This window comes from Pedobacter superstes (assembly GCF_037622515.1).
GTDB classification, from domain to species: domain Bacteria; phylum Bacteroidota; class Bacteroidia; order Sphingobacteriales; family Sphingobacteriaceae; genus Paradesertivirga; species Paradesertivirga superstes.
In genome coordinates, this window is sequence record NZ_JBBJCN010000009.1 from 1 (window position 1) to 26,504 (window position 26,504).

The 26,504-nt window shown below is 38.2% G+C and carries 23 protein-coding genes; 8 read left to right on the forward strand and 15 right to left on the reverse strand.

Annotation, left to right across the window (positions count from 1 at the left end; all coding sequences use genetic code 11):
- The first annotated feature begins 151 nt into the window (after nucleotides 1-151).
- Together WG906_RS17585 and WG906_RS17590 are read left to right on the forward strand one after the other, a co-directional pair.
- Nucleotides 152-658, forward strand: a complete 507-nt coding sequence (locus tag WG906_RS17585; RefSeq protein ID WP_339994166.1) for a low affinity iron permease family protein — start codon at nucleotides 152-154, stop codon at nucleotides 656-658.
- Nucleotides 624-1,058, forward strand: a complete 435-nt coding sequence (locus tag WG906_RS17590) for a GNAT family N-acetyltransferase (RefSeq protein ID WP_339994168.1) — start codon at nucleotides 624-626, stop codon at nucleotides 1,056-1,058. Before WG906_RS17585 ends, WG906_RS17590 begins: the two co-directional genes overlap by 35 nt.
- Here the strand turns inward: WG906_RS17590 and WG906_RS17595 are convergent.
- The 5 genes from WG906_RS17595 to WG906_RS17615 form a co-directional block, all read right to left on the reverse strand.
- Nucleotides 1,039-1,902, reverse strand: a complete 864-nt coding sequence (locus WG906_RS17595) for a beta/alpha barrel domain-containing protein (RefSeq protein WP_339994169.1) — start codon at nucleotides 1,900-1,902, stop codon at nucleotides 1,039-1,041. The two genes, WG906_RS17590 and WG906_RS17595, sit on opposite strands and share 20 nt — an antisense overlap.
- Before the next feature lie 11 nt (nucleotides 1,903-1,913).
- Entirely contained in the window at nucleotides 1,914-3,218 is a 1,305-nt protein-coding gene (locus WG906_RS17600) for an NAD(P)/FAD-dependent oxidoreductase (protein ID WP_339994170.1), read from the reverse strand.
- 129 nt (nucleotides 3,219-3,347) lie between these two features.
- Nucleotides 3,348-6,341 (reverse strand): protein translocase subunit SecDF, encoded by a 2,994-nt coding sequence (secDF, locus tag WG906_RS17605; protein ID WP_339994171.1) that lies wholly within the window; start codon nucleotides 6,339-6,341, stop codon nucleotides 3,348-3,350.
- Between the two features lie 115 nt (nucleotides 6,342-6,456).
- Nucleotides 6,457-6,942, reverse strand: a complete 486-nt coding sequence (locus WG906_RS17610) for a dihydrofolate reductase (protein WP_339994172.1) — start codon at nucleotides 6,940-6,942, stop codon at nucleotides 6,457-6,459.
- A complete protein-coding gene (locus WG906_RS17615; protein ID WP_339994173.1) occupies nucleotides 6,939-7,733 on the reverse strand; it encodes a thymidylate synthase in 795 nt (264 codons plus the stop codon). The genes WG906_RS17610 and WG906_RS17615 overlap by 4 nt, the downstream gene beginning before the upstream one ends.
- Nucleotides 7,734-7,803: 70 nt before the next feature.
- Between WG906_RS17615 and ispE the strand changes: the two genes are divergently transcribed.
- Complete coding sequence (gene ispE / locus WG906_RS17620) at nucleotides 7,804-8,607, forward strand: 4-(cytidine 5'-diphospho)-2-C-methyl-D-erythritol kinase (protein ID WP_339994174.1); 804 nt, start codon at nucleotides 7,804-7,806, stop codon at nucleotides 8,605-8,607.
- Here ispE and WG906_RS17625 read toward each other — a convergent pair.
- From WG906_RS17625 to tgt, 5 genes are all read right to left on the reverse strand, one after another.
- Nucleotides 8,604-8,882, reverse strand: a complete 279-nt coding sequence (locus WG906_RS17625; protein ID WP_339994175.1) for a hypothetical protein — start codon at nucleotides 8,880-8,882, stop codon at nucleotides 8,604-8,606. The genes ispE and WG906_RS17625 overlap by 4 nt on opposite strands.
- Nucleotides 8,883-8,887: 5 nt before the next feature.
- Nucleotides 8,888-11,701 (reverse strand): TolB family protein, encoded by a 2,814-nt coding sequence (locus WG906_RS17630; RefSeq protein ID WP_339994177.1) that lies wholly within the window; start codon nucleotides 11,699-11,701, stop codon nucleotides 8,888-8,890.
- Between the two features lie 738 nt (nucleotides 11,702-12,439).
- Entirely contained in the window at nucleotides 12,440-13,354 is a 915-nt protein-coding gene (locus tag WG906_RS17635; protein WP_339994178.1) for a DMT family transporter, read from the reverse strand.
- Nucleotides 13,355-13,365: 11 nt separating this feature from the next.
- Nucleotides 13,366-14,451 (reverse strand): LptF/LptG family permease, encoded by a 1,086-nt coding sequence (locus WG906_RS17640; RefSeq protein WP_339994180.1) that lies wholly within the window; start codon nucleotides 14,449-14,451, stop codon nucleotides 13,366-13,368.
- Between the two features lie 3 nt (nucleotides 14,452-14,454).
- The gene (tgt, locus tag WG906_RS17645; RefSeq protein WP_339994181.1) at nucleotides 14,455-15,585 is read right to left on the reverse strand and encodes a tRNA guanosine(34) transglycosylase Tgt; all 1,131 of its coding nucleotides are present in this window, start codon (nucleotides 15,583-15,585) and stop codon (nucleotides 14,455-14,457) included.
- Between the two features lie 198 nt (nucleotides 15,586-15,783).
- Here tgt and WG906_RS17650 point away from each other — a divergent pair, with 198 nt between their 5' ends.
- The 4 genes from WG906_RS17650 (at nucleotide 15,784) to dprA (ending at nucleotide 19,534) form a co-directional block, all read left to right on the forward strand.
- Nucleotides 15,784-16,905, forward strand: a complete 1,122-nt coding sequence (locus tag WG906_RS17650) for a glycosyltransferase (RefSeq protein ID WP_339994183.1) — start codon at nucleotides 15,784-15,786, stop codon at nucleotides 16,903-16,905.
- On the forward strand, nucleotides 16,896-17,510 hold the full coding sequence (locus WG906_RS17655; protein WP_339994184.1) for an RNA polymerase sigma factor: 615 nt from the start codon (nucleotides 16,896-16,898) through the stop codon (nucleotides 17,508-17,510). The genes WG906_RS17650 and WG906_RS17655 overlap by 10 nt, the downstream gene beginning before the upstream one ends.
- A complete protein-coding gene (rsmG, locus tag WG906_RS17660; RefSeq protein ID WP_339994185.1) occupies nucleotides 17,467-18,132 on the forward strand; it encodes a 16S rRNA (guanine(527)-N(7))-methyltransferase RsmG in 666 nt (221 codons plus the stop codon). The genes WG906_RS17655 and rsmG overlap by 44 nt, the downstream gene beginning before the upstream one ends.
- 304 nt (nucleotides 18,133-18,436) lie before the next feature.
- Entirely contained in the window at nucleotides 18,437-19,534 is a 1,098-nt protein-coding gene (dprA, locus tag WG906_RS17665) for a DNA-processing protein DprA (protein WP_339994186.1), read from the forward strand.
- Here dprA and WG906_RS17670 read toward each other — a convergent pair.
- From WG906_RS17670 to WG906_RS17685, 4 genes are all read right to left on the reverse strand, one after another.
- A complete protein-coding gene (locus WG906_RS17670; RefSeq protein WP_339994187.1) occupies nucleotides 19,531-20,028 on the reverse strand; it encodes a SixA phosphatase family protein in 498 nt (165 codons plus the stop codon). The genes dprA and WG906_RS17670 overlap by 4 nt on opposite strands.
- A gap of 117 nt (nucleotides 20,029-20,145) precedes the next feature.
- On the reverse strand, nucleotides 20,146-20,823 hold the full coding sequence (locus WG906_RS17675; protein ID WP_339994188.1) for a porin family protein: 678 nt from the start codon (nucleotides 20,821-20,823) through the stop codon (nucleotides 20,146-20,148).
- Nucleotides 20,824-20,913: 90 nt separating this feature from the next.
- Complete coding sequence (locus WG906_RS17680; protein ID WP_339994189.1) at nucleotides 20,914-21,864, reverse strand: glycosyltransferase family 9 protein; 951 nt, start codon at nucleotides 21,862-21,864, stop codon at nucleotides 20,914-20,916.
- Nucleotides 21,861-23,534, reverse strand: a complete 1,674-nt coding sequence (locus WG906_RS17685; RefSeq protein WP_339994190.1) for a helix-hairpin-helix domain-containing protein — start codon at nucleotides 23,532-23,534, stop codon at nucleotides 21,861-21,863. The genes WG906_RS17680 and WG906_RS17685 overlap by 4 nt, the downstream gene beginning before the upstream one ends.
- An 89-nt stretch (nucleotides 23,535-23,623) precedes the next feature.
- On the opposite strand from WG906_RS17685, the gene WG906_RS17690 reads away from it, so the two are divergent.
- On the forward strand, nucleotides 23,624-24,727 hold the full coding sequence (locus tag WG906_RS17690) for an AI-2E family transporter (RefSeq protein ID WP_339994191.1): 1,104 nt from the start codon (nucleotides 23,624-23,626) through the stop codon (nucleotides 24,725-24,727).
- 9 nt (nucleotides 24,728-24,736) lie between these two features.
- On the opposite strand, the gene sppA is transcribed toward WG906_RS17690, so the two are convergent.
- The gene (gene sppA, locus WG906_RS17695; protein ID WP_339994192.1) at nucleotides 24,737-26,500 is read right to left on the reverse strand and encodes a signal peptide peptidase SppA; all 1,764 of its coding nucleotides are present in this window, start codon (nucleotides 26,498-26,500) and stop codon (nucleotides 24,737-24,739) included.
- Between the last annotated feature and the right edge of the window lie 4 nt (nucleotides 26,501-26,504).

Sequence of the window (26,504 nt, forward strand, 5' to 3'; positions counted from 1 at the left end):
AAGGCTTTCGAGGATTTGAATTGCATTAATGTGAATGAGAAGCTTTAATTATTAAAAAAACATTCTTTCAAACGCCGGGTTATAAACCTGGCGTTTTTTGTATATATAAATTCGAAGAAATAAATAGTCTTCTTTTTTTACTTAAAAGATCATGAAGGAAACAAACAAACAGAATCTTTTTGAACGCTTTGCCAATGCCGCTACCCATTTTACGGGGAGCTCTACAGCTTTTTTAAGTGCAGGAATAATTGTAGTTATTTGGGGTGTTTTGGGTCCAATATTTGGGTATTCAGAAACCTGGCAACTGGTAATTAATACCGGCACAACTATCATAACATTCCTAATGGTTTTTCTGATTCAAAAAACTCAGAATAAGGATTCAAAAGCGGTTCATTTGAAGCTAAATGAGTTGCTTGCATCAATTCCAAAGGCAAGTAACAGAATGGTGGATATCGAAGATTTGTCGGAAGAGGAACTGGACAGGCTGCACAACTTTTATTTTAAAATTGCAGAGCTTGCCAAAAATGCTGAACAGTTAAAAACGACTCATACAAGTGAAACGGCCCTAAAGTCTCACATGGAGAAGCTGAGGAGCCTGGCGGGTGCTAAATTAAAGCCAGCTAATGATAAAAATAAGGAAAGTAAATCAAGTAAATGATCTGGACATCGTTTACACCATTCGAAGGAAGGTGTTTATTGAAGAACAGGGTTGCCCACCGGAATTAGAGTGGGAGAATGAGGAAGAGTCTGTTCATTTTCTGGCTGAAGTAAATGGAATTCCAGCGGGTACCGCCCGTTGGAGAGAGACACAAAATGGATTTAAATTACAACGTTTTGCGGTTCTGAAAGAATTCAGAGGAATGGGAGTGGGGAAGGCCCTTGTTAAAGCCGTCCTCGAAGATCTTCCTCCCCAAGCCGCCTATGTTTATTTGCATGGGCAGGTGCAGGCTTGTTCTTTATATGAACAATTCGGATTTGAAAGAGAAGGAGATGAATTTGATGAAGCAGGTATCCGACATTATAAAATGGTGCTTCACCTTAATGAAAAATCCGCGTAGAAAAGTTGACCACTTTTTCAAAAGCGTTCATATCCAATCTTAAATTTTCCTGGTGATTATTAAAAAAGCTGATAAGGTTTTCTGTCGCTATATTTCCTGTAAGGATATCCGAAGCCATGGGACAGCCCCCAAAACCCTTAATAGCAGAATCAAAACGCTTACATCCATTCTGATAGGCGGCATTAATTTTCTCTTCCCAGCCATCGGGCGTACTGTGCAGATGAACTCCGAACTCTATATCCGGGAAATTATGAATTGAACTTTTGTATACCTCTGCAATGAGTTCTGGTGTCGCGGCTCCTATCGTATCAGAAAGTGAAATGATCGAAACACCTTTACTAATAAGCATGGAAGTCCAATAATGTATTAATTCCATATTCCATTCATCTCCGTAAGGATTACCGAATGCCATTGAAAGATATATTACTGCCTTTTTACCGGATTTTGAGCAGATGTTCATCAATTCTTCAACTGTGGATAAAGACTTGCTGATATCAGTGTTTGTGTTTCTTTTTTGGAATGTTTCTGATATTGAGAACGGGTAACCTAAAAAAGTAATAGACGGATGTTTTACAGCTTCCTCAGCACCTTTCAGATTAGCAACAATAGCCAGTAACCTTGTGGAAGAGTTTGATAAATCTAAACCCTCCAGTACCCGGGTTGTGTCAGCCATTTGAGGCACTGCCTTATGAGATACAAAGCTTCCGAAATCAAGTGTATCGAACCCCACCCGAAGAAGCAGATCAAGATAGTTAATCTTGTCTTCTGTGGCAATAAAATAGTTTAGTCCCTGCATCGCGTCCCGAGGGCATTCAACCAATTTTATCTTTCCGGAGCTTTCCATTGTTTATAAGTCTATTTCTTAGAAGTGTCTTCGCGCATAGACTGCCGGTTAAACGGACGTATAATGAGTCGGGTACCTCTGTCGTGGCTAAAATAACTCCACATCCAGTTTACAAAAACAACCAGTTTGTTCCTGAATCCCACCAAACTCATTAAGTGTACAAACATCCATACAAACCATGCAAAGATACCCTGAAATCTTATTTTCCGGATATCCACCACTGCTGAATTTCTTCCCACAGTAGCCATCGAGCCTTTATCGAAATATTTAAATGGTTCGGGCTCTTCATTATTTATTATTCTGATTAAGTTTTTAGATAGTAATTTTCCTTGCTGAACTGCAACCGGCGCAACCCCGGGATGTCCGAAGGGCGTTTCCTCTGTTACAATTGCCGCCACATCTCCGATAGCGAAAATATTTTTATGGTTTTCAAGCCGGTTAAATTGGTCTACTTTTATTCTGCCTCCTCTGACGATGTTTTCCTGGGGTATTCCTTCTGGAAAATCTCCTTTTACCCCCGCAGACCAAAGAACACTTTTACATCCGATTTTTACGTCGTTCGACAGTGAAATTACATCTCCATCGTAAGAAAGTACCGTTACTCCTGTAATTACATTAACCCCCATTTCTATAAGAAATTCTTTTGCACTACGCTGCGCTTGAGGAGACATAGGGCCTAATACTACATTTGAACCTTCGATCAGGTAAATATTAACGTCGGCAATATTTAATTCGGGATAATCTTTTTTCAATACGTGCCGCTTAAGCTCTGACAATGCACCTGAAAGCTCGACTCCTGTTGGCCCACCACCGACTACAACAAAGTTTAAAAGAGCGGCTTTTTTTGAGGGGTCGGTTTCGATTAAAGCCTCTTCAAGGTTTTGTAAAAGCATGCTTCTGAGGTTTAATGCCTCGGGAATGGTTTTCATGGGCATAGTATAATGCTCCAGTTCTTTTGACCCAAAGAAATTTGTATTTGATCCGGTAGCTAAAACCAGGTAATCGTATTCATAGTCCCCTATAGTTGTAGTAATCGTATTTCTTTCGGGAGCAATGGATAATACTTCTGTATTTCTAAATTGAAAATTATTTTGTCCCTTAAAGATCTTGCGAAGAGGAAATGCAATTGAATCGGGTTCTAAGCCTCCCGTAGCAACCTGATATAATAAAGGTTGAAACGTGTGATAATTGTGTCTGTCGAGCATTAAAACCTGTACTTCTTTATTATTCAATTTTTTGGCCAGTTGAATTCCGCCAAAGCCGCCACCAACAATAATTACTTTAGGAAAGTTAACTGATGAATTAGTTGATATCATATTTTTTCAATTCGATATATAACCCTTTCTGGGAAGAAAAGATTTGTTTAAATGTATTTAGGGCAAATTATAAATAAAAAAACACCCATCCGGAATGGATAGGTGTTTTTAACAGATCGATTATTTCAATTATTTTAACTCAGCTTTTAAAGGAGCAGGTTTTGCAACCTCTTTATTCTTGATCATTTCCACCACAAACGGAGTTGCAACGAATAATGAAGAGTAAGTTCCGAAGATTACTCCGATTAACATTGCAAAAGAGAATCCTCTTAAAATCTCACCTCCAAATATGAAGATGACACCTAAAACCGCAATTGTACATACACCCGTGATAACTGTACGGCTTAATGTACTGTTAAGGGCATTATTTATAACCGTCGGAAGGTCTTCATTTTTGGTGTTACGCTCATTAATGTATTCCCTTACGCGGTCAAAAACAACCACCGTGTCATTTATGGAATATCCCATAACGGTTAAAACGGCAGCAATAAATGCCTGGTCTATATCCAGAGAGAATGGAACAAATCCATTTAATAAGGAGAATATAGAAAGTAAAACTAATACGTCATGCAGAAGCGCAACAATAGCTGATACACCAAATTGCCATCTGCGGAATCTTATCAGAATATATACGAAAATTATCAGGATAGCAAAGATTACAGAATAGATCGCTGATATTTTAATGTCATGAGCTATCGTAGGTCCTACTTTTTGTGCATCCTTAATTTCATATTTCGGACTTATCTTGCTTAAGCCGTTATTAAGTTTTTGAGAAACTTCATTTTCAATATTTTCTGAAGTGTCGTCAATTTTGTATGAAGTGGTAATTTTCACTTCATTATCATTTAAACCGATAGTTTTGACCTCAGGAGCTGCGCCAAATTCTGTCGCTAAGACATCACGTATTTCATTCGTGTTAACAGCTTTGTCAAATGCTATAAAGTATGTGCGTCCGCCTTTAAAATCAACACCGAGGCTAAATCCTCGGGTAAACATGGAAATTAATCCTGCTACGATGATTATACTTGAAAAGAGATAGAATTTCTTACGGCCTTTTATAAAGTCGAATGTTGAATCTTTAAATAAATTCTGGGTTGCTTTGATCGAAAAGCTGATCTTTTGATCTTTGCTTAACATCCATTCAAACAATAACCTTGTTATAAAGATAGCTGCGAATAAAGATGTAACAATACCAATCATTAAAGTAGTAGCAAAACCTACTATCGGTCCACTTCCAAATACATATAAAACAAGACCTGTTAAAAATGTCGTAATGTTTGAGTCGAGAATGGAAGACATTGCTTTGCTGAATCCTTCAGCTATAGCTATACGCAAACCTTTTCCTGACGATAACTCCTCCCGGACACGCTCATAAATAAGAACGTTCGCATCTACAGACATACCAAGCGAAAGAACTATACCCGCAATACCCGGTAGTGTTAATACAGCTCCTAAAGAAGCTAAAACGCCCATAAGGAAAAACAAGTTGACAACCAGGGCAACGTTAGCAACCCAGCCGGCAGTATTATAGTACAGAGCCATAAACAGTAATATAACTGCAACTCCAACTAAAGATGAAATCAGGCCTTTCTGTATAGATTCAGCACCTAATGACGGTCCGACTACGTACTCACTTACGATTTTTGCAGGAGCAGGTAAACGGCCGGCTTTTAACACATTTGCAAGATCTTTGGTATCGTTAGCTGTAAAGTTTCCTGTAATGGAAGAAATTCCGTTCGGGATTTCGTTTTGAACAGTAGGGGCAGAATAAACATAGTTATCTAAAACAATAGCGATACTGCGTTTTCTGCTGGCATCAGAGGCTGCAGCTGCAGTGATTCTTTTCCATTGACTGGCGCCTTCAGAATTCATGATCATGATCACTTCCGGACTTCCATCTTGTCCTACATCATCACGGGCATCTGTTATAACATCACCTGCAAGTGCAGCAGAGCCGTCAAATCCAGAGGCCTTTAAAGCGTGAAGCTCAAATACATCATTCTCCTCACTGATAGGTTTTACACCCCAGTAGAATCTTGTATTTGCAGGGATCATTGATTTTACAGCAGGAGAATTCAAATATGAATTAACTTTAACAGTATCTTTTTGTGCGGAGTAGCCAACAACAGATCCTGGTCTGAGTGCTGTTTGTCCGTTCTCTCCCTGATAAGTTGCAGGGGCTAATACCGCAAATAAAGGATTCATCTTAGCTTGTTGAGCCTGATTTAAAGCTAAAGCTGCGGTGTCTTTACCGGCAGAGTCTTTTTTAGCACCCAGGTTTGCAAGCTTACCGCCACTTTTTGCAGCCGGAGCGGCAACAGTAGCTTTGGTTGTATCTGTTGTTGTTTGTTGTGTGGCAGCTAAAGTTTTGTTAATGTTCTCTAACAATGGAAAAATTTCCATGTTATCATAAGTTTCCCAAAACTCTAATTGGGCAGAACCTTGTAAAAGCTTACGAACACGCTGCTGGTCGGAAACGCCGGGCAACTCGATTAAGATTCGGTTGGTTCCTTCTTGTTTCTGAATATTTGGAGAGGTTACGCCAAATTTATCAATACGTGTACGAAGAACGTTGAACGACCTGTCGATTGCGCTTTCAGATTCTTTACGAAGAAATTTAATAACATCTGCGTTGCTTGAATTCTGTTTTATGGTTGCAGCATTTTCTCTGGTCGCAAAAAAAGTAGCCAGTTTTCCGTTAGGATTAAGCTTATCAAATTCTTCATCAAATAAGCTTATGAAATCTGTTGTGCTTTTTTTAGAGCGCAATTCAGCATTTCTTAAGGCAGTATTAAAACTTTGATCAGGATTTTTGTTAGCAAGGTTACTTACCAGTTCGGTAAGTGAAATTTCCATGGTTACGTTCATTCCACCTTTAAGGTCTAACCCAAGAGGAATTTCACGTTCTTTTACATAATTATAGTTGAATTGAGTAAAACCCAGATTATATACTGGCTGTGTACCAATAGAATCGAGGTAGGCTTTCTCTTTGAGAGGGTCGCCTTTGGCATATTCCCTGGCATCTTGTTTCACGTTGCTTGCCACCCACGTAAATGATAGGGAGTATAAACACCCAATCGTTAGCGCTATAGCGACGAATTTAATCAGTCCTTTACCTTGCATTTTGATTTATATTGTATTGTTGTTTTAATTTGAGCCCTTTTCAGATAAGACGGCAAATCTAAGTAAATTTTTAATTTATGAAATTCTTTAATGGATAAATTATTAAGCTTGAAATTTACCTCTTTTTGTAGGTTATGAAGGAATACGAAAAATCGGTTTTTTCATCAGCGTCAAAATCTTGTTTTTCTGCTTCGTCCCATTCAGCGGTTGAAATTTCAGGAAAGAAAGTATCTGCGTCAAAGCTTTTGTGAATTTTAGTAAGATAGATTCTGTCAAGTTTATGAAGTGCTTGTTTAAATATTTCTGCACCACCAATTACAAAAACTTCTTTTTCACCTTCACATAAGGCCAGTGCTTCATCGAGTGAATTTGTGATTTCAGCTCCTGGAAGGTTTAAATCCGACTGCCGCGTAACAACAATGTTTCTCCGGTTAGGAAGAGCCTTACCCATGCTGTCAAAAGTTTTGCGACCCATTATAATGCTGTGGCCGTTCGTGATGCTTTTAAATCTTTTCAGATCTGCCGGAAAATAAACAAGGAGCTGGTTGTTTTTACCTATGCCGTGGTTTTGATCAACCACTACTACTGCCGAAATTATCATACTGCCACTGGCGCTTTTATGTGTGGATGGGGATCGTAATTTTCAAGGCTGAAGTCCTCGAACTTGAATTCAAATATGTTTTTTATTTCAGGATTTAACTTAACCTGGGGTAAAGGTCTCGGATCGCGGCTTAGCTGAAGCTTGGTTTGCTCAATATGATTGTTATAAAGATGTGCATCACCCAGAGTATGGATGAATTCGCCAGGCTTTAATCCGCATACCTGGGCAACCATAAGCGTGAGCAAAGCATATGAGGCTATGTTAAACGGAACTCCTAAGAAGATATCGGCACTGCGTTGATACAGCTGACAACTTAATTTTCCATCAGCTACATAAAATTGGAAAAAGCTATGACAGGGCGGAAGTGCCATGTTTTCTATTTCGGCAACATTCCAGGCAGACACAATCAAGCGCCTTGAATCCGGAGTGTTTTTTATTTGATTGATAACATTGGTAATCTGGTCTATATGCCTTCCGTCGGCAGTAGGCCACGAACGCCACTGATACCCATACACCGGCCCAAGGTCTCCGTTTTCATCAGCCCACTCATCCCAAATACTCACACCATTTTCTTTCAGGTAACTAATATTGGTGTCGCCTTTCAAAAACCATATTAATTCGTGAAGAATGGAGCGTAGGTGAAGTTTTTTAGTGGTTACTAAAGGAAAGCCTTCTTCCAGGTTAAAGCGCATCTGGTATCCGAATACGCTGATTGTTCCGGTTCCCGTACGATCATGTTTTTGTGTGCCTGTGTTCAGCACGTGCTGCATCAACTCAAGATATTGTCTCATCTTCTACAAAAGAAATAAATGTATTTTTACCGTCCTACAATTGTGAACAAAATATTGATTGTTTGTAAACATGCTTGTTTTCCCAAATGCTAAAATAAATATTGGCCTGTCTGTTATTTCGAGAAGAACAGATGGCTATCATAATCTTGAAACAGTTTTTTATCCTGTAAAGATAAACGATGCTTTGGAGATTATTGAATCTGATGAGTTAAGCTTTGAAACTTCGGGAATTGAAATACCCGGCTATGCTAACGAAAATCTTTGTCTCAAAGCCTACAGCCTGTTGAAAATGGATTTCGATATCCCTCCGTTAAAAATTCATTTGCACAAAAGAATTCCAATAGGAGCTGGATTGGGTGGTGGTTCTGCAGATGCTGCATTCTTCATCCGTTTAGTCAATGATAAATTTAATTTGGGTCTGGAGCTTGCTGAAATGGAGGACTATGCCCGAAAGCTCGGTGCGGATTGTGCTTTTTTTATTCAAAACAAACCGTTATTCGCTTTTGGTAAAGGAGATGAGTTCCAGAATGCGGAGATTGATTTGTCGCAATATTATCTTGTTCTGGTAATGCCACCTGTGCATGTATCTACAGGAGAGGCATATCGGGGAGTAAAGCTTCATCAGCCAGACGAGTCTTTAAAAGAGTTGGTCAAACTTCCTGTAAGCGAATGGAAGTCGAAGATTAAAAATGACTTTGAAGAATCCATTTTTAAAAATCATGCATCTATCAGAGGGGTAAAAGCGGCCTTATATGACGCCGGCGCTTTGTATGCTTCAATGAGCGGAAGTGGCGCTTCTGTCTACGGAGTATTTCAAAATGAAATTAAGTTGACTGAGATGGAGAAAGAGAATCAGGTTTTTTATGATGTTTAATTGATATAGTCCCGGTCCTCATCGCTCAGCGGGGAGCGATTTTCTTCCGGCAAAGTAACCTCGAATTCAGGCTCCTTGTGAGCCTGTTCTTTCTTTTTAGGCCTGGCAGCTATTACTCCGATAACGAAACCTAAGCCAAGCATTGTTCCCAGTATTACCAGCTTCGGAATTTTTGTTGCTCCGAACAGCCAGAAATCAATCTCCTCTGTATTGTTCATTAAAACAATCGTTACTAAAACAGATGCAATGACGATGAATATGGTTTTTCCGCTCATGTATTTTAAAAATTATAAATTGCTATCGTTTCGAATATCGGATTTTGTCTTGGTTTTTCGTTCAGGAAAATAATTTTTCCTCCAAGATCAAAATTCGGCAAAGGAAAGCGTAAGAGGTTCATGTCTGCACGAAGTTCTGCACCATAAGAACGGGGTGAGAATTGCTTCTTAGAATCAATGTTTTCAAAGTCTGCAAAAAATCCCGCTTTAAAGCGTTTAATATATGAAAGCGGGCCAAGCTCCCAGTCGGGGTAAAACAATGGCATACGGTAGTCTAAGAGTAGCGTATTCCGGGTGTTCTCTGCCGGTCTCATGAAACTGTACCCGCTAACCCGAGGGATATCCACGGTATTTCTATATTCGCCGCTGGAATTCTGGAAGTTGTATGAAGCCTGGAAAGAATGGTTTTGTAAAAGACCAGGAAAATACAATGAGCTCCTGAATGTGAAAATCTCGCCATTCAATCGTTCCATAAAAGGGAAATGTCGGTACCTGAGGGAAATATTTTGTCCCCATCTAGGCGCTAAATCCCGCGGGCTCCGCCTATTGGATCTTGAAACAGAAAATTCATAATGCATCGGGAATTCCAGTTTATGAATTAATCCTGAAAAGTTGTTTTCGATCGAATAGCGGCTTGTATAGCTTGTGCCTGCTTTGAAATTAAGATTATAATTGTTGTTAAACTGGTTGGCGAGAAGGGGGACAGAAAGGTCAGCTTTGTATTCATTTTCTCTCCATGACACAGGAATAAGAACAGTTTTTCCGGACACGCTGACCCTTCTGTTTATTAATCTTGGCCGATTAAGGTAAGAGACATTCAGAACCGGAAAATATCTGCTGTAGGAGGCGCCGGCTTCATATTCGCTTTTTCGTAAAGCATTGTTGTACTGATAGCCGCTATAAAAGCTCAGCGTGTTGAGCTTATTATCAGACTGTAAACGTAGTCCAAGATTATTATCGTCAAAGAAAGTATTGTTTTCCACTATCGGTACAATGCTGTGGAAATAAAACAGGTTACTTAATTCTCTGTAGCGTCTGGCAGGATAAGTTTTCGTGGGTATGGTTTCAAATACGTTTTTATTGCCTTCGTCTGGGATAAGAGGATCGGCGTAATTAATTATCAGTTTTTTTATAGAACTAAGGGAAGTTCCTTCCGAGCCTTTGAATGGGATTGAAGAAATGTCGTAACCCAGAGGGGTGTAATTGTTGAACAATAGTTTGTCTGTGTGCTGATCGAAAAAGGGATTATGCGCACCGAATCTTGCTGATGTTAACTGATAGATTTCTTTGGTTTTCGGATTAAGTCTGTAGATGTTATCGATGCCATTAAAATGGGCTTTGAAAATTACCTGATCATTCGCATAAACAGGGTGAAGAATTTCCTGCATCTGCAATGGCATCAGTTGAGTGAATTGCCCGGTCGACCTGTTTAATTCATAAATGGTTTTACCATTTGTCGCTACAGCGATTACAATTATTTTATTTCCGTTTTTGTTAAAGGCAGGCATCTGTAACATGTGGTTTTCAGGAGCTGGAAATCGCCGGATTTGTTTGCCCGTTTGAGCACTCAGTTCTACGAGTGAAATTTTATGAGATGTCGAAATTTCTACAGCGATGATGGTACTTCCGTCGGGAGAAAGGGCAGGTGCAAATAGTTTGGTTTTATGAGTTAGCTGACGTTTAGAATTTTGTTTAATATCATAAAGATTTATAACGTTAAACGAACGCTGATGATACCTTGTATCGAACCTGAATTCATCCCAAACTATTTTTTCTGAAGCATAGCTGAACCAGGGAATTTCCTGAGAGCCGATGTCGAGAATCTTTGAGATTTTTCCATTTTCAAGCATCTCATAAATTGCGGGTGTTGAAGCTTTGCTTTCTTTGAGAAATAAAATACTACCCTTTGATGTGCCCGCAGGCAGGAGCATGTTTTCGGGTATTTTATTTTCACGTTTATTTATTGAAATATAGTTCCCGACCTCAACTTTTTCAAGCTGCTTTGACCATAGGTTTTTGAGTTCAAGTAAGGTAGAATCGTGAAGTTTTCTGGTGCTTAATCCGGTGAATTTTTTTACCGAGTTACTGAAGTTGTACGGGCGAAATGGGTTGCCTGAAATCCGGCTGAACAAGCTGTCGTTTATGCCATTTCCAAAATCTCTTCTAAGCTTGGTGTTCATGAAAAAACCGAGTTGATAATATCCCGCAGCAAAGTCTTTTACTGAGCCAAAGTAATTTTTAGAATAGCTGTAATTTTTATCACTTAGTGTATTTGTTCGTAAGGCTAGATACCATTCTGGTATACGGCCTCGGCCTGCAGATGTTAGTGCTGTTTCTGTGGTTACAGCATCCCCCTCAAAGAACCAGGATGGGAGAGTAATGCCAAACATTGCCAGGGCCAGATTCTCGAGAGGGGGCTTGTTGAATTTACCTGTCAGCTTATCAAATTGAACAACATGCCGAAGTTCATGAATGGAAACTGTGTTGAGCCAGTTTTGAAAATCAAAGGACTGCGAAGGCGTGGCTATCAACTCGGACCTCCGGGGGGCGAGCTGCACAAATCCATTTGAAAATGTATTTTGATTTTGGAGGATGACAGAGATTTTTCTTGGTTGTTTTCCTAATGATTTGCTTACGCTGGAAATAATACCTTCCAGAGTATTTGCCATTCTTTGGCCTTCCTCTTCAAAGTCTGAAGGATAAATTATCTGGAAGTTTGGGGTATTGATTTGGTTCCATTTTAGCGATGGCGGGTTCTGTTCTCCCGGAAAAATCTGCGAGTTTGCCGGCCTGGAACTTATAGTTAATATTAGACACACTAATAAATTGAAAATTAAGATTGTATATAGTGATTTTTTGCTTAAAAAAGTCATTTGCTAATTATATTAGTTTTTATTATTTTTTTTACCCCTTCTTATTTGAAGTTTTACTTTTTACTGTGTATGTATTTTGCTGGTATATAAATATTTATAAAATATTTTATTTCGATATTTTTCGGTTTTAAAGCTGAAATTTAAGACGTTTTTTAGGTGAAATACTCTTTTCATGCTTTAACTTAAAAATATGTTGAATGAAAAAACTTCCTCGCTAAATATAGGATTAAAATAGATAGATCCTTTAGATCTCCCAGTTTCCAGAAGAGTAAAAACTACTCTCTCCCCTGTTCTTGTTTTAGTGAAGATGAAAGAAAAATGGTTATTTGCATTCTTTAAAATCTGCTCAAAGTTCGGGGCTGGTTTAACTGGAGTTTCTTTATTGCTGCCGGATCTGAGATGTTCTCCTGACTCCTGGAGTTGGCTGCATCGCCAGTTTCAGCTTGCCGTGGGTGGTTAGCTTTAGAGTATGGAAATTCGGCTGGATTTATAAATGATATTTCACGCGCCAGACTTAAACTCGGTCGTGGTTTTAAATAATCAGGAACGCTTGGTTTTTATACTTAACAAAGCTGCTGGCCTGGATAAACAAGGGGTGGTTGATCTGTTGTTATTGAAAAAAAATGAAATGATTTTTTCAGTATAAAAATAGACCTTAGTGTATTTTTATACTGAAGAAGAGGCCTAAACAAGAGGGGGTTTCTTAATTAGCTGCCTCTTCGAAAGACGATTTTTTATGAACGGATAAAAAAATATCGAAGTTAGAATTATGGCCGCCCCGGCATAAAATCCAGCAGTCATTTGCTCTCTTTTTCCGAAGAAAAGAAAGGCTAAAATAATCCCGTATACAGGCTCAAGATTGGTGATCAAAGCAACCCTGAAAGCGGATAAATATTTCATGACTGATACCCCTGCAACATAGGCTACCGAAGTGCAGATCGTTCCTAAAATTAAGAGATGGATAAGGTCAGAAGTGTTAAGTTTCATGCTGCTGTTAAAGCCATTTGTGACACCCAAAAAAAGCGAAATCCAAACCCAGGCACCAATCAATTCATAGAAACTTATTATGGAAGCATCCCTGTTTTTAATCTGTTTTGAGTTTATGATAGAAAAAATACTTGCACAGAGAGCGCTGGTTAAACCCAAAATTATTCCGAGGGTAAATCTACTCTCGAACTCAAATATTAAGTATATGCCGCTTATAATCGCTAATCCGGTAAAGATCTCCAGCCTGGATATTTTTTGCTTGTTTAAAATAGGTTCTAAAATGGCGGTAAACAGCGTTAGAGAGGAAAGGCAGACCAGGGTAACAGATACTGTGGAAGACTTGATCGACTGGAAAAAAAGTATCCAGTGAGCCCCTACAATCGCCCCTGTAAAGAATAGTTTAAGGAAGGTATTCCAGCTTATTTTTAAGTTTGTTTTGGTGGTTTTGAAATACAGATAAAGCGTAATTACCGCAATTAAAACCCGGTACCAAACCAGCTGTGTGGCGTTGATTGAAATGAGTGCACCGAGTATCCCTGTGAAGCCCCAGACAAAAACTGTGAGGTGCAAAACAGTGAGATTCCGCTTGAGTGCAGAGGCAGAATTTGACATATTATTGAGTGTTATTTAGGCGCTTTTATTAACAGATAAAAGCCAAGAAATCCAAAAAGTATGTTGGGAATTACAACCGCAATTATAGGTGGCAAGCCCCCTTTCAGAGAGAACATATTTGCAAATTGTATGAATAAAATATAGACAAAACTAAGTAAAATACCCGCCCCTAACGGCAGTCCTATTCCCCCCCGAACTTTTCTGGACGATAAGGCAACTCCCATTAAAGTGAGAACGAAAGCAGAAAACGGATAAACAAAACGTCGGTATTTTTCTAAAAGCAGCTCGTTCATAATGCCGGCGCCACGTATTTTTTCTTTTTCAATACGGGTGTTCAGCTCTCTCATATTCATGGCTTTTGTAAGGTTATCGTAGATTTCAAAATCAACCGGTCGCATGTCAAGTGTTGTATCTTTTATTGCTCCGGAGCTCATGACCTCCTTTAAACCGTTAATTTTTCTGGTAGAATAATTCTCAAGCTTCCATTTGAATTTTACGGAATCCCACAAAATCCGGTCGGCCATAGTTTTTTCTACTAATTCATCTCCGTTAAACCTTTCGAGTGAGAACTTGTAGCCTGTTTTTTGAGTATTATCAAAGTTTTCTATAAACACATAGCTATCCTTATTTAGTTGCAAATGTGTGTACATTTTCGTGTTATCGGTTTTCGGATTGATATAAACGTTTTCAAATTCTACCAGCAACTGGTTCGTTTCGGGAATTATAAAAAGGTTGAATATCAGCGTTATGACGAAAATAACCGAGGATGAAATAAAATATGGCCATAAAAAACGGTTAAAGCTTACACCACCGCTTAAAATGGGCACAATCTCTGTTTGATCAGCCATTTTTGCCGTAAAAAATATTACAGCAATGAAATTGATCAGGGGTGACAGAAAGTTAAGGTAGAAGGGGAGAAAGCCTGCATAGTATTCAAATATGATTTTTGAAACAGGTGCTTCATGCTTAATAAAGTCATCCAGACGTTCAGAAATATCAAAAACCACAATTATTACAGAAAAAATTGCCATGGTGAATACAAAGGTTCCAAGGTATTTTTTGATAATGTACCAATCGAGGATTTTAATCTTTAGCATGCCTTATAAACGCTGAGAAAGTTGATTTGTCATTTTATTTTTCCAGTCATAGAATTCTCCCGAAATTATCTTTTCGCGAGCTTCTCCAACCAGCCAAATATAAAAATGGAGATTATGTAATGTAGCAATCTGGGCGCCCAGAATTTCTTTTGATGTAATTAAATGCCTTAAATAAGCTTTTGAATAGTTCAGATCTGCAAACAAATCACTGTCTTCTTCAATGGCACTAAAGTCATCTTTCCATTTCTCATTACGGATATTGATAATGCCATTTTTAGTAAATAGCATTCCGTTCCGGGCATTTCGGGTCGGCATAACACAGTCAAACATATCTATGCCCAAGGCAATGTTTTCGAGGATATTAACAGGTGTGCCTACACCCATCAAGTACCTGGGCTTTTCGTAGGGTAAAATATCGCAAACCACCTCTGTCATCGCATACATTTCTTCAGCAGGTTCACCAACCGATAAGCCGCCTATTGCATTTCCTTCACGGTTGAAGGAGGCAATCACTTCTGCCGATTTTTGTCTCAGATCTTTGTAAACCGAGCCCTGAACTATAGGAAACAATGTTTGGGAATAGCCATATTTTGGTTCCGTACTATCGAACCTGTCGCAACAGCGTTTAAGCCATCTATGGGTCATTTCAATAGACTTCCGGGCATAGTTATACTCACATGGGTATGGTGTACATTCATCAAAAGCCATAATTATGTCGGCACCGATTACACGCTGAATATCCATTACATTTTCGGCTGTAAACAAGTGCTTTGACCCGTCAATGTGCGATCGGAAGGTTACACCCTGTTCTTTAATCTTCCTTACTTCACTTAATGAATAGACCTGGTAACCACCGCTATCGGTCAGAATGGGCTTATTCCATCCATTAAATTTATGTAGTCCGCCGGCTTTTTCAATGGTATTTAATCCTGGCCTAAGATATAAATGATACGTGTTGCCCAGGATAATCTGTGCTTTAATGTCTTCCTCAAGTTCACGTTGGTGGACCGCCTTCACAGTACCGGCAGTACCCACCGGCATAAAAATGGGAGTTTTTATAGTTCCGTGATCTGTTGTAATTTCCCCGGCCCGGGCCTTAGAAAATTTATCTGATGCTTCTAATTTAAATCTCATTATAAAGTCGCAAAAATACTAAAATAAAACAGGCTTGACTGATTAAAATACGTCTGGCATCAGGGACTTTTTAAAAGATTTTTCAGAAGACTTAAATGTAGATTTTTAAGCTTTGCTTTGTTTTTTTTACAAGAATAAATCCGGAATAATTACCTGAAAATTTAGAACTTTGCCAATTCGTGTTTTAAGGTCACTATATTGGTAGATAATCTGTACATAGCAGTTTTCATATTACTGCAATTAGCTTTTTGGGTTCAACTCTATTACATTACAATTATAAATTCGCGGTTAAGCAAGTTTAAAATTGCAGATGATAAAGAGGATCTTATAAAACATCCTGTTTCTGTGATAATATGTGCCCGAAATGAGGAGCAGAACCTTTCCAGGAATCTGCAATTAATTTTAGAACAGGATTATCCCGATTTTGAGGTAATTGTAGTCAATGACTGCTCGGGCGATGATTCTCATATGGTTTTGCGCGGTTTATCATCTTTATATCCCCATCTTAGGGTGGTAACAATAAATGAGCATGAGCGGTTTAAGCACGGAAAGAAATTTGCAGTTACCTTAGGCATTAAAGCCGCCAGTAAAGAGTATCTCCTTTTTACAGATGCTGATTGTGAGCCATCTTCTTCCACCTGGATTTCAAGAATGCAACAGAATTTTCAGGACAAAACTGAGATAGTTTTAGGGTTTTCTCCATATAAAAAGGATATCAGCTTTCTAAATAAATTAATCAGGTTCGAAACATTCATTACAGCCATAAATTATTTTTCATTCGCACTTTCAGGGAAACCATATATGGGAGTGGGGAGAAATATGGCCTATACAAAATCACTTTTTTTCAAAGGAAAAGGCTTTGCTTCGCATATGCATATTCCTTCAGGAGACGATGATCTGTTTGTGAATCAAAATGCCAATCCTCACAATGTAGCCATAGAAATTCATCCTGATACACATGTGTGGTCTGATCCAAAAGCTACTTTTCTAACTTATTTTACTCAGAAAGTACGGCACATGGGAGCCGGAAAAGCGTATAGACCTGAGCATAAAAGGATGCTTTCTTTGCAAACCGGTTCGGCATTGTTGTTTTATGTAACTCTGATCGCTTTGTTTTTCTTTGATGCGCAATGGTGGATTCTCCTATCTTTTTATCTAATTAGGTTGGTAGTTCAACTTCTTGTATATTACCCAATTATGAAAAAATTGGACGGTAAAGATTTAATTTGGTGGGTTCCTGTTTTGGATTTAATTTTTAATTTTTATATACTAGTGCTGAGCATAGTTTCTTTATTCAGGAAAAAAGTTAAATGGAAGTAAATCCGAATTTTTCAGCAAACGCAGTAAACGATTTTAACCTGGTAATGCGAGCCAAAGATGGCGATCAGAAGGCATATGCGGAACTGATGCAGCGTTATAAGGACTCTATTTATTTTATGGCTTTGAAAATGGTTAACAATAAGGATGATTCTATGGATCTAACTGTTGAGACCTTTGGGAAAGCATTCGAAAATATTGATAAATATAAACCCGACTTCGCATTCAGTACCTGGCTATTTCGGATAGCAACTAATAACTGTATAGACTTTATACGGAAAAAACGCTTGAAAATGGTTTCTATCAATTCAATGGTAGACGATGAAGGGGATGAACGACCTTTGCAAATTAAATCAGATACGCTCAATCCAGAAGAAACTTCAATTAAAAAGCAGCAGCAGGAACAATTGAAAATTATCGTTGATAAGCTGCCGCAGCGATATAAAACGCTCATAGTATTAAGATATTTTGAAGAGCTTTCTTATGAAGAAATAGCTCAGCAATTAGACTTACCTTTGGGAACTGTTAAGGCGCAATTGTTTAGAGCGCGAGATTTACTACACAATGTTCTTAGCAGAAGAAAGAAAAACCCAGGCAGTGACTTCTGATATTATTTTTAAATACTTCCCCAATTTAAGCACAGAACAACAGGATCAATTCAACAAGCTTGAAGAATTGTATCGGTTTTGGAATGCTCAGATCAATGTAATTTCCCGTAAAGATATTGACAGCTTATATTTGCATCATATTCTCCATTCTTTAAGTATTGCTAAAGTAATAGAGTTTTTGCCTGGAGAGAAAGTGCTGGATGTCGGCACTGGAGGAGGATTTCCTGGTATTCCATTAGCAATATTATTTCCTGATACTCATTTTCATCTGGTAGATTCTATCGGAAAAAAAATAAAAGTTGTACATGAAGTTTCGAAATCTATAGGTTTAAAAAACCTGGTTTCAACCCATGCCAGGGCAGAACAGATTGATAATCATTTTAATTTTATTATCTCCAGAGCGGTAACACAGCTAAAAGATTTTTATCCATGGGTAAGAGGGAAATTTGAAAAAAAACCATTGAACAAATTGCCCAATGGTGTATTGTATCTTAAGGGAGGTGATTTAGAGCAAGAGCTTAAAGACTCAAAACTTAAAGATATAGACCTTTACCCGCTTTCAAAATATTTTGAGGAAGAATATTTTGAGACGAAATATGTGGTGTATTTTCCGGCGCAATAAGGATTTTGCCAGAATATAAAGCTTTACGTAATCTCCCTAGGGGAGTCAACTATTTTGATATCCTGCTCAGGTGCAACAATTTGATGTCGTTAACGAAATTATAAGCGGGCTTTGGATACGTCATAACTTCGGCTATACCCTAAGTATCGATTCATTTAACTTCCATCGAATCTGAATTACCTGCTCTTCTGCCTGGCAAGTTCTTTAATATGAATTTTACTTTTATCTTTCATGCGTTTATTCTTGGCCCAAACTAGGTTTGTAGTTTGTTGTAAATTTTGTAAAATAGATCATTAATTTGCCTATGTCTCTATTGCATCAAATAGCACTAACCCTGATCCCGGGTGTGGGGTCTGTAAATTCCCGGCTTTTATTAAAGCATTTCGGGTCCGCAGAGGATGTATTTAAAGCCAAAAAATCACAGCTTATTTCAATTCCCGGAATAGGGGAGAAGACCGCGCAAAGTATCTTGCAACATGATTTTTTTGAAAGAGCGGAGAAGGAACTTGAATTTGTTGAAAAATATAAGATTAAAACATTCTTTTATAATTCTGATGACTACCCAAAGCGTTTAAAAAACTGTTTTGATGCACCGGTGCTTTTGTATTACAAGGGAAATGCAGAATTAAATTGCACTCGGGTTGTTAGTATTGTAGGAACGAGGAATGCTACTTCTTATGGAAAGGAGCTTACAGACTCAATAGTTGAGGAGCTTAAAAAGCATAATGTTTTAGTGGTAAGTGGGTTAGCTTATGGTATAGATGCTATGGCACATAAGGCCTGCTTGAAACAGAACATACCCACAGTTGGGGTTGTTGGGCATGGCCTTGATCGGATTTATCCTTCGGCGCACCGCTCTTTGGCTGAGAAAATGATTGGTAATGGTGGATTACTTACAGAATTTCCTTCTCAAACAAAGCCAGCAAGAGAAAATTTCCCTATGAGAAATCGAATTGTAGCAGGAATGGCTGATGCCACAATAATTGTTGAAGCCAGTTTGACCGGTGGTGCATTGATAACCGCTGAGTTAGCCAACTCATATAACAGAGATGTGTTCTCATTTCCTGGGAATATTAAGCAGGAGTTTTCGGCTGGTTGCAATTACCTGATTAAGACCAACCGCGCAAATCTGATTACCAGTGCAAAAGATTTAGAATATATCCTTGGCTGGGTTACTACTACTCAACCAATTGAGGATCAGAAACAATTAAGCCTGCGGCTGAATTTATCATCTGATGAAACGAAAATAGTAGATGTGCTGCTTGAGAAAGGACAGACCGGGGTAGATGAATTGTCGATCGAAACTCAGCTTCCTCAAAGTAAGCTTGCAATAACCATATTGAGACTGGAAATGCAGGGCATTCTTATAGCTTTGCCTGGAAAAATGTACAAGCTTGCCTAATCTTCCTCGTTTCTAGGGAAATCGTACAATTTTTCTTCACCAGTATTCTTACTTATCAATTTCCAATCATCGAATGGAAATTCAATAAGTATCACGCCGCAGGTTGGCATATCGTAAATATTGGTATCGCATAAACTAATGGCAAAATTAGTTATACCTGGATTATGGCCAAATAGTGCGATAAAGTCAAACTTATTATCAAGCCCGTTAACAATACTCAAAAGTGTATTTGGGGAAGCTTCATAAATGGCCGGTTCTTTTTGTATCTCTTTTTTATCAATATTGAAAACTTCAGCGAAATATTTGGCAGTTGTGAGTGCTCGAAGCGCAGGACTGCTTATAATAGCCTGTGGAATGAGATGCTTATTTAGCAACCTATCAGCCATTACCGGCGCATCTTTGTTGCCTCGTTTATTTAGTGGTCTTTCAAAATCTGATAAACCTGAATTACTCCAATCGGATTTGGCGTGGCGAATTAATAATAGTTGCTTCATTTCGTAATAAAAAGAAGGCATTTAAATGCTTCTTTTCAAATGAACGGATTTTATTTTAGAATAAAAAACTAACTGGAATGATGCTTACAATCTAAGATATCCGGAAGTCAATTCTTTCTAGAATTTATATCCAAATGAAAGGGATATTATTTTGTTTTTAGTCGTCTCCAGGGATGAATTGCTCATGTTCTTCAAGCCCAGACCAAACCCTAAAGTTGCAAAAATACCTCGTTTTAATTCATACCCTGAGATGAAATTTACACCAAAATCTAAAGGGTTGATTTGGTTTTCTTCTTTGCCAAATTCCATGTCTTCTTTTGAATTAATTGAAAAATCATCTTCTGTTCCCGGAGCATCGACTTTGATATCTGTTTTGCTTTTTCCGGATAAGGCATATCCTATGTAGGGCCCCGAACCTATCAGAAAATTTCCGGATCCTGCTTTAAATTTTGCAATGATATTTAATGGTGCTTCCATATAAAGAAGATTAGCATTTCCTTTTAATGATTCACTATAATCATCTGAACTAGAAGAATAATCAATTTTATAGCCTTTCCCACTAAGAGAAATTCCAGGTTGAAAGAATAAAATACGGCTTATTTTAAATTCTGCCAGTCCGCCAATATGAAAGGAGGTAATATATAAAGGTAGGATTCCGAGATCAGCATCTTCTCCTCCTGTACTTTGAATATTTGCAAAGTTTGGTCCCGCTTTAATACCAAACCTAACTTGAGAAAAAAGGCAAGTACTGCTTATCAATAGTAATAAGATGGAGTTTATCAGGTTTTTTATCATGATTAATCAAAAGGTAGAGATAGTTAATGTGAAGTTAAGATTAATATGATAGTTGAAAGAACGGAGTCGAAATAAAATTATCAGCGGTTATTAACCGATGATAAAATTTATATCCTGCTCATTCATGCACTTAAAATGCCCAAGCGGACACTTTTTATATCCGATTTTAGAGCAAGGGCGGCACTTTAGTCCTTTTACCTCAGCTATTTTATGGTCAGAAACCATGTAGGGATACATGCCAAATTCGGGAACAGTGTTTCCCCATACAGAAACAATAGGCTTATTAAAAGCCGCCGCAATATGCATTAATCCTGTATCATGAGAGATGATTTTTTTTGCCTGTTTGACCAAAAAGGCCGACTCATCAAGCGAGTACTTTCCGCACCCGTTCAGGACATGTTCGCCGCTGGCTTTGCATATTTCATCAGCCCGTCCGGCATCTTCTTTTCCACCTAAAAGCACAATAGGAAAATTAACTGCTTTACAGATTTCTATCAATTTCTCAGGTGGTAAGCGCTTTGTAGCATGTTGGGCACCTATAACCAGGCCCAGATAATGCTGATGAGTAGACGGAAGTAACAATTCTAAATTATAATCCTGACTAAAGAAATATTCCAATCCTTTGCCGTCGTTTTTAACTCCCAGGAACGCAACGGTCTCCAGGTACCGATCAACTATATGTTTGTCGGGAAGTGTATTAATTTTGAAATTGACCAATAAAAATTTCTTAATGTTCAGTTTATTGAAAGATCGGGACTTAACTCCCAGCTGAAATTTTATTATTCTGGTCCGAAGGTTATTATGCAGGTCGATTATATAATCAAAACGTTCTGATTTAAGCTGTTCAATGGTTACGGAAAGTTGTTCATCAAGTAAATGAAGCTTATCAATATGTGGATTGCTGCTTAATATCTGTTGAAATGCTTTCTTTGAGAGATAATGTATCTCTATTCCTTTTACTTGTTGTTTTAGGCAACGTATTACCGGAGTTGTCAAAACGATATCTCCTATCGAGCTGAATCTTATAATTAAAATCTTCAATGTTTTCTATTCTGAAAGTAGGTGCTTATTTCTTCAAGACTAAAGGCATTCAGGCAGTTTGAGGCAGAGACTCCGCCTTTTCGTGCCGCCAGAAGGCCATAATGTGTATCGTGAAAACCTTTATTACTGTGTGCATCCGGATTTATAGATAACATTACACCTTTCTCCAAAGCATATTGATGCCAACGCCAATCCATGTCTAAACGTAATGGATTGGCATTAATTTCGATCACGACTCCATTTGCAGCGCAGGCATCTATCACTTTTTTAAAATCTACAGGATATCCGCTTCTGCTTAGTAAAAGTCTCCCACTTGGATGACCCAAAATGGTTGTATAAGGGTTTTCAATCGCAGTTATTAATCTGTTTGTGGCTTTCTCTTCGTTCATTTTAAAAACAGAATGAATAGAAGCTACCACAAAATCAAAAGTTGCTAAAATTTCTGATGAGTAGTCTAATGAACCGTCAAATAATATATCAGATTCAATTCCTTTGAAAATTTTAAACCCACCTAATTTCTGATTTAACTGACTGATTTCTTCGTGTTGAGCCAAAACTCTTTCTTCATATAATCCTTTTGCATAAAAAGCGGATTTTGAATGATCGCTGATACCAAGATATTCAAGTTTAAGCTCATCTCTGCAAAATAATGCCATTTGCTCGAGGGTGTTTACTCCATCGCTCCAGGTACTATGGTTGTGTAATGAGCCTTTCAGATCTTCCAGATTTACCAGTTTGGGTAGTTTACCCGCATCCGCCAAAGCAAATTCATTTCTTCCTTCACGAAGTTCAGGCTCAATATATGAAACACCAGCCATAGAATATACTTCTTCCTCTGTGCCCGGTTTTTTGCTGATACTTTTTAAACGTGATTTCAGTTCTCCGGTATGAGTTTCAGTTCCCGTTTGAAAAGCTAGCTGTAAAGGGAAATCCTCTGACGTGCAAAAGTTAATGTACACTTTAATGCCTGAAGTACTTTCAGCTTCCAAACTCTGTTGTTTTACCGATGTAATTTCAAGAGTGGAAATTGTCATAACAGAGCTTTGTAATTCAGCTGTAAGTTCGGATCCAATTAAGATATCAAGACCATCAACTATTTCACAGCGTCTCCGGTAGTCACCTATAAATGAAATTTGTTCAATGTCAAGTTGTTCTTTAAATCTTTCTAGCAAATACTCCGCATATTCTTCTACCTGTGCATACAGGTATCGACCATTACTCGCCATTTTAAATTCGATGGCTTTTTTTATTTCCTCCTGAGTTTTTGAACCGAAACCCTTTGCTTCTAATAATCGGTTTTCATTGCAGGCATATAAAAGTTCACCAATGTCCTCGATTTTGAGGTCCTTCCAAATGGTTAGCACTTTTTTGGGTCCCAGACCCTTTATTCCCATTATCTCTATGACTCCCGGAGGCGTTTTTTGATAAAGGTCTTCCAGATCTTTAATCGTCTTAGTCTGAATAAGTTCCCAGATTTTGGCCGCTGTACTTTTACCAATAGCACTAACCTGTTCTAGCTCAACCAGTGATTTTTTAGCCAGGGAAAAAGGGAGTTTATCTACAGTATAAGCGGTACTGGCTAATGATTTAATCTTGAAAGGATTCTCATTATGAAGTTCCATTAACTGGCTTAAAAGCCTTAGGGTTCTGGCTATGGTTTTGTTATCCATGTTGCTTACAAAAATACATATATAAATAAGCCCCCCAAATTGCGAACTTTATAAACAAACTTTCAAACAAACTTAGTGTTTATTCCATATTGGGAAATAAATTAACTATATCGAAATCGGTTCAACTTCTATTGCTGTTGTTCTTAATATTTGCGGGTCTGTATTATGCCCGTTCTTTTCTGATTCCAATTGCCTTTGCTGGTATACTGGCTATGTTGCTATTGCCTTTAAGCAGGCGGCTGGAAAGAAAGGGCTTAAATAAAGGCGGGGCGGCAACCGTTTGTTTATTAGTTTTTCTGCTTTCGGTAAGCGGCGTAATTGCTTTATTAATTTGGCAGATATCCGATCTGGCAAGTGACTTTTCTCAATTGGAGCAGAAAATTGTATCGGCTATCGAACAGCTAAAACAGTTTATTAACTCCGAGTTAGGGATTTCTAAAGCTGAACAGGAAAAGATTATTGCAGAACAGCAAAAATCAGGTAAAGGTACCGCAACCAATGCTATTTCAGGGTTTATGGGAGTGCTGGTTGATATTATATTGGTGCTGGTTTATTCCTTTTTATTTATCTATTTCCGTAATCATCTGAAAACTTTTATAATGAAGTTAACCCCTGTTAATGAACATGATAAAACTTCGAAAATAATCAGAGATTCGTCACAGGTTGCACATAAATACCTTACCGGGATGTTTATGATGATTGTAATTCTCTGGATATTGTATGGGATAGGTTTTTCTATTGCCGGTATCCCCAATGCGTTGTTTTTCGCCGTTTTATGTGGGATACTGGAGATAGTACCATTTGTCGGAAATCTGACGGGGTCGGGAATAACACTTCTAATTGCTATTAGCCAGGGAGGCGGGGCCATGGCGATAGGTGTAATTATTACCTATGCGGCGGTTCAATTTATTCAGACGTATATAATTGAGCCTCTTGTTGTGGGTGGTGAAGTTAATATCAATCCCTTATGTACGATACTTGTTTTGATATTGGGGGAGGAATTATGGGGTATTTCGGGAATGATTTTGGCGATTCCTTTATTAGGAATAACTAAAATTGTGTTTGACAATGTAGAATCTTTAAAACCCTATGGTTTTTTAATAGGAGGGGAAAAGAAGAAAAATCAACATGGATTTTCCGATAAAATCAGAGAGTGGTTCAATAAATCAGAAAAAATAAAAAAGCGCCCTTAAGCGCTTTTGCTATCTAACTGAAATTGTATAAGGTAACCTGGCCTGTATGCCTGTAAATTGAAGCGCAGATTTTAGCTGCTGATAATATTGATATTGTTCTCCCATTTCTTTTTTTGCAAAGAAATCTTTCAGTTTATCTTCAGATGATTCAAAAAGTGATTCAAACGGGCTTTTTTGAGCGGGATAAGAAACCAACTTATAATCTTTTAGCTTAGCCATTTTTGCCGCTGATCGAACTGCATCATTTATGTTTCCCAAGCGGTCAACTAATCCAATTTTAAGAGCTTCTGTTCCGCTCCAAACACGTCCCTGTCCAATTTCATTGATATAGGCCTGGTCTTTTTTACGGCCATCGGCAACGCGTTTGGTAAATGTATTGTAGATGCGGTTAACTTCATGTTGGATTATTAAACGCTCAGCATCTGTAAGGGGGCGGGATATTGAGCCTAAATCTGCAAACTCTGCCGTTTTAACCCTGTCGAAAGTAATGCCCAGTTTATTGTTAAAGAACTTTTGCATGTTAGGAATAATTCCGAACACACCTATCGATCCTGTTATAGTATTAGGTTGTGCAAAGATAGAATCCGCAGCGCATGCAATATAATATCCACCTGATGCCGCCAGATCGCCCATTGATACAATTACCGGTTTTACTTTTTTAGTAAGAATCACTTCGCGCCAGATAACATCAGAAGCAAGAGCGCTGCCGCCCGGAGAATTTATTCGGAGAACCAGAGCCTTGACCTTCTTATCTGCTCTTGCTTTTCTTATGGCCCGGGTAATCCGTTCAGAGCCAATCGTCTCATCATTTCCTTCACCGCCTGTTATTTCTCCTGAAGCATAAACTATCGCTACCCTGTTGTTGAAATCACCTTCTTCTGATGAGTTGTTTTTACTATACTCGATCAAGGAAACCGATTTAACTTCCTTTTCTTTATCGATCCCTGTCCGGTTTTTTATATCATCTAAAACCTGGTCTTTATATCTTAATCCATCGGCTAGTTTATATCTCACAGCATCTCCTGCTTGCTGTACTTTTAATTGGTTTGCTATTGCAATTAAAGAATCTTTTGGAATTTTTCTGCTCGATGCGATGGAATTTAGAAAATGATCATACATAGAACCAAGGAATGATGTCACCTGCTGCCGGTTTGCATCACTCATTTTATCAAGTATAAAAGGTTCAACAGCACTTTTATAAGTTCCTACTTTTATTATCTGTGCTTCAATTTCAAGCTTATCCAGCGTGCCTTTGAAAAATGTAAGTTCAGTTCCAAGTCCTTTAAACTCCAGTAAGCCTTCAGGGTTCAAATAAACTTTATCTGCCACAGAAGCAAGATAGTAAGCACTCTGCGTATAAACTTCGCTATAGGCCAGAACAAATTTGCCGGATTTTTTAAAATCAATCAAGGCATTTCTGATTTCTTCAACTGTTGCGAAACCCGCTTGAACAGAGTTTAAATCGAGATAGATCCCTTTAATTTTATCATCTGTTTTCGCTCTTTTTAAACTTGCGATAATATCATTGAGTCCTATGCTCTTATTACTTTCAAAGCCGAAATCCAGTTCATCAAATGGGCTCTTCGAAGAGCGTTCCTGGATCTGATGGTCTAACGTCATATGAATTACTGAGTTAGCAGAAACCTTGACTTTATTGTCATCAAATGATGCGATTATGGCCGCAATAACAACAAAAAACAATATAAAAATTACAAAAAAAGATAAAACCATGCCTAGCATCGAGGCGAAAACCATCTTGAAAAATTCTTTCATCTAC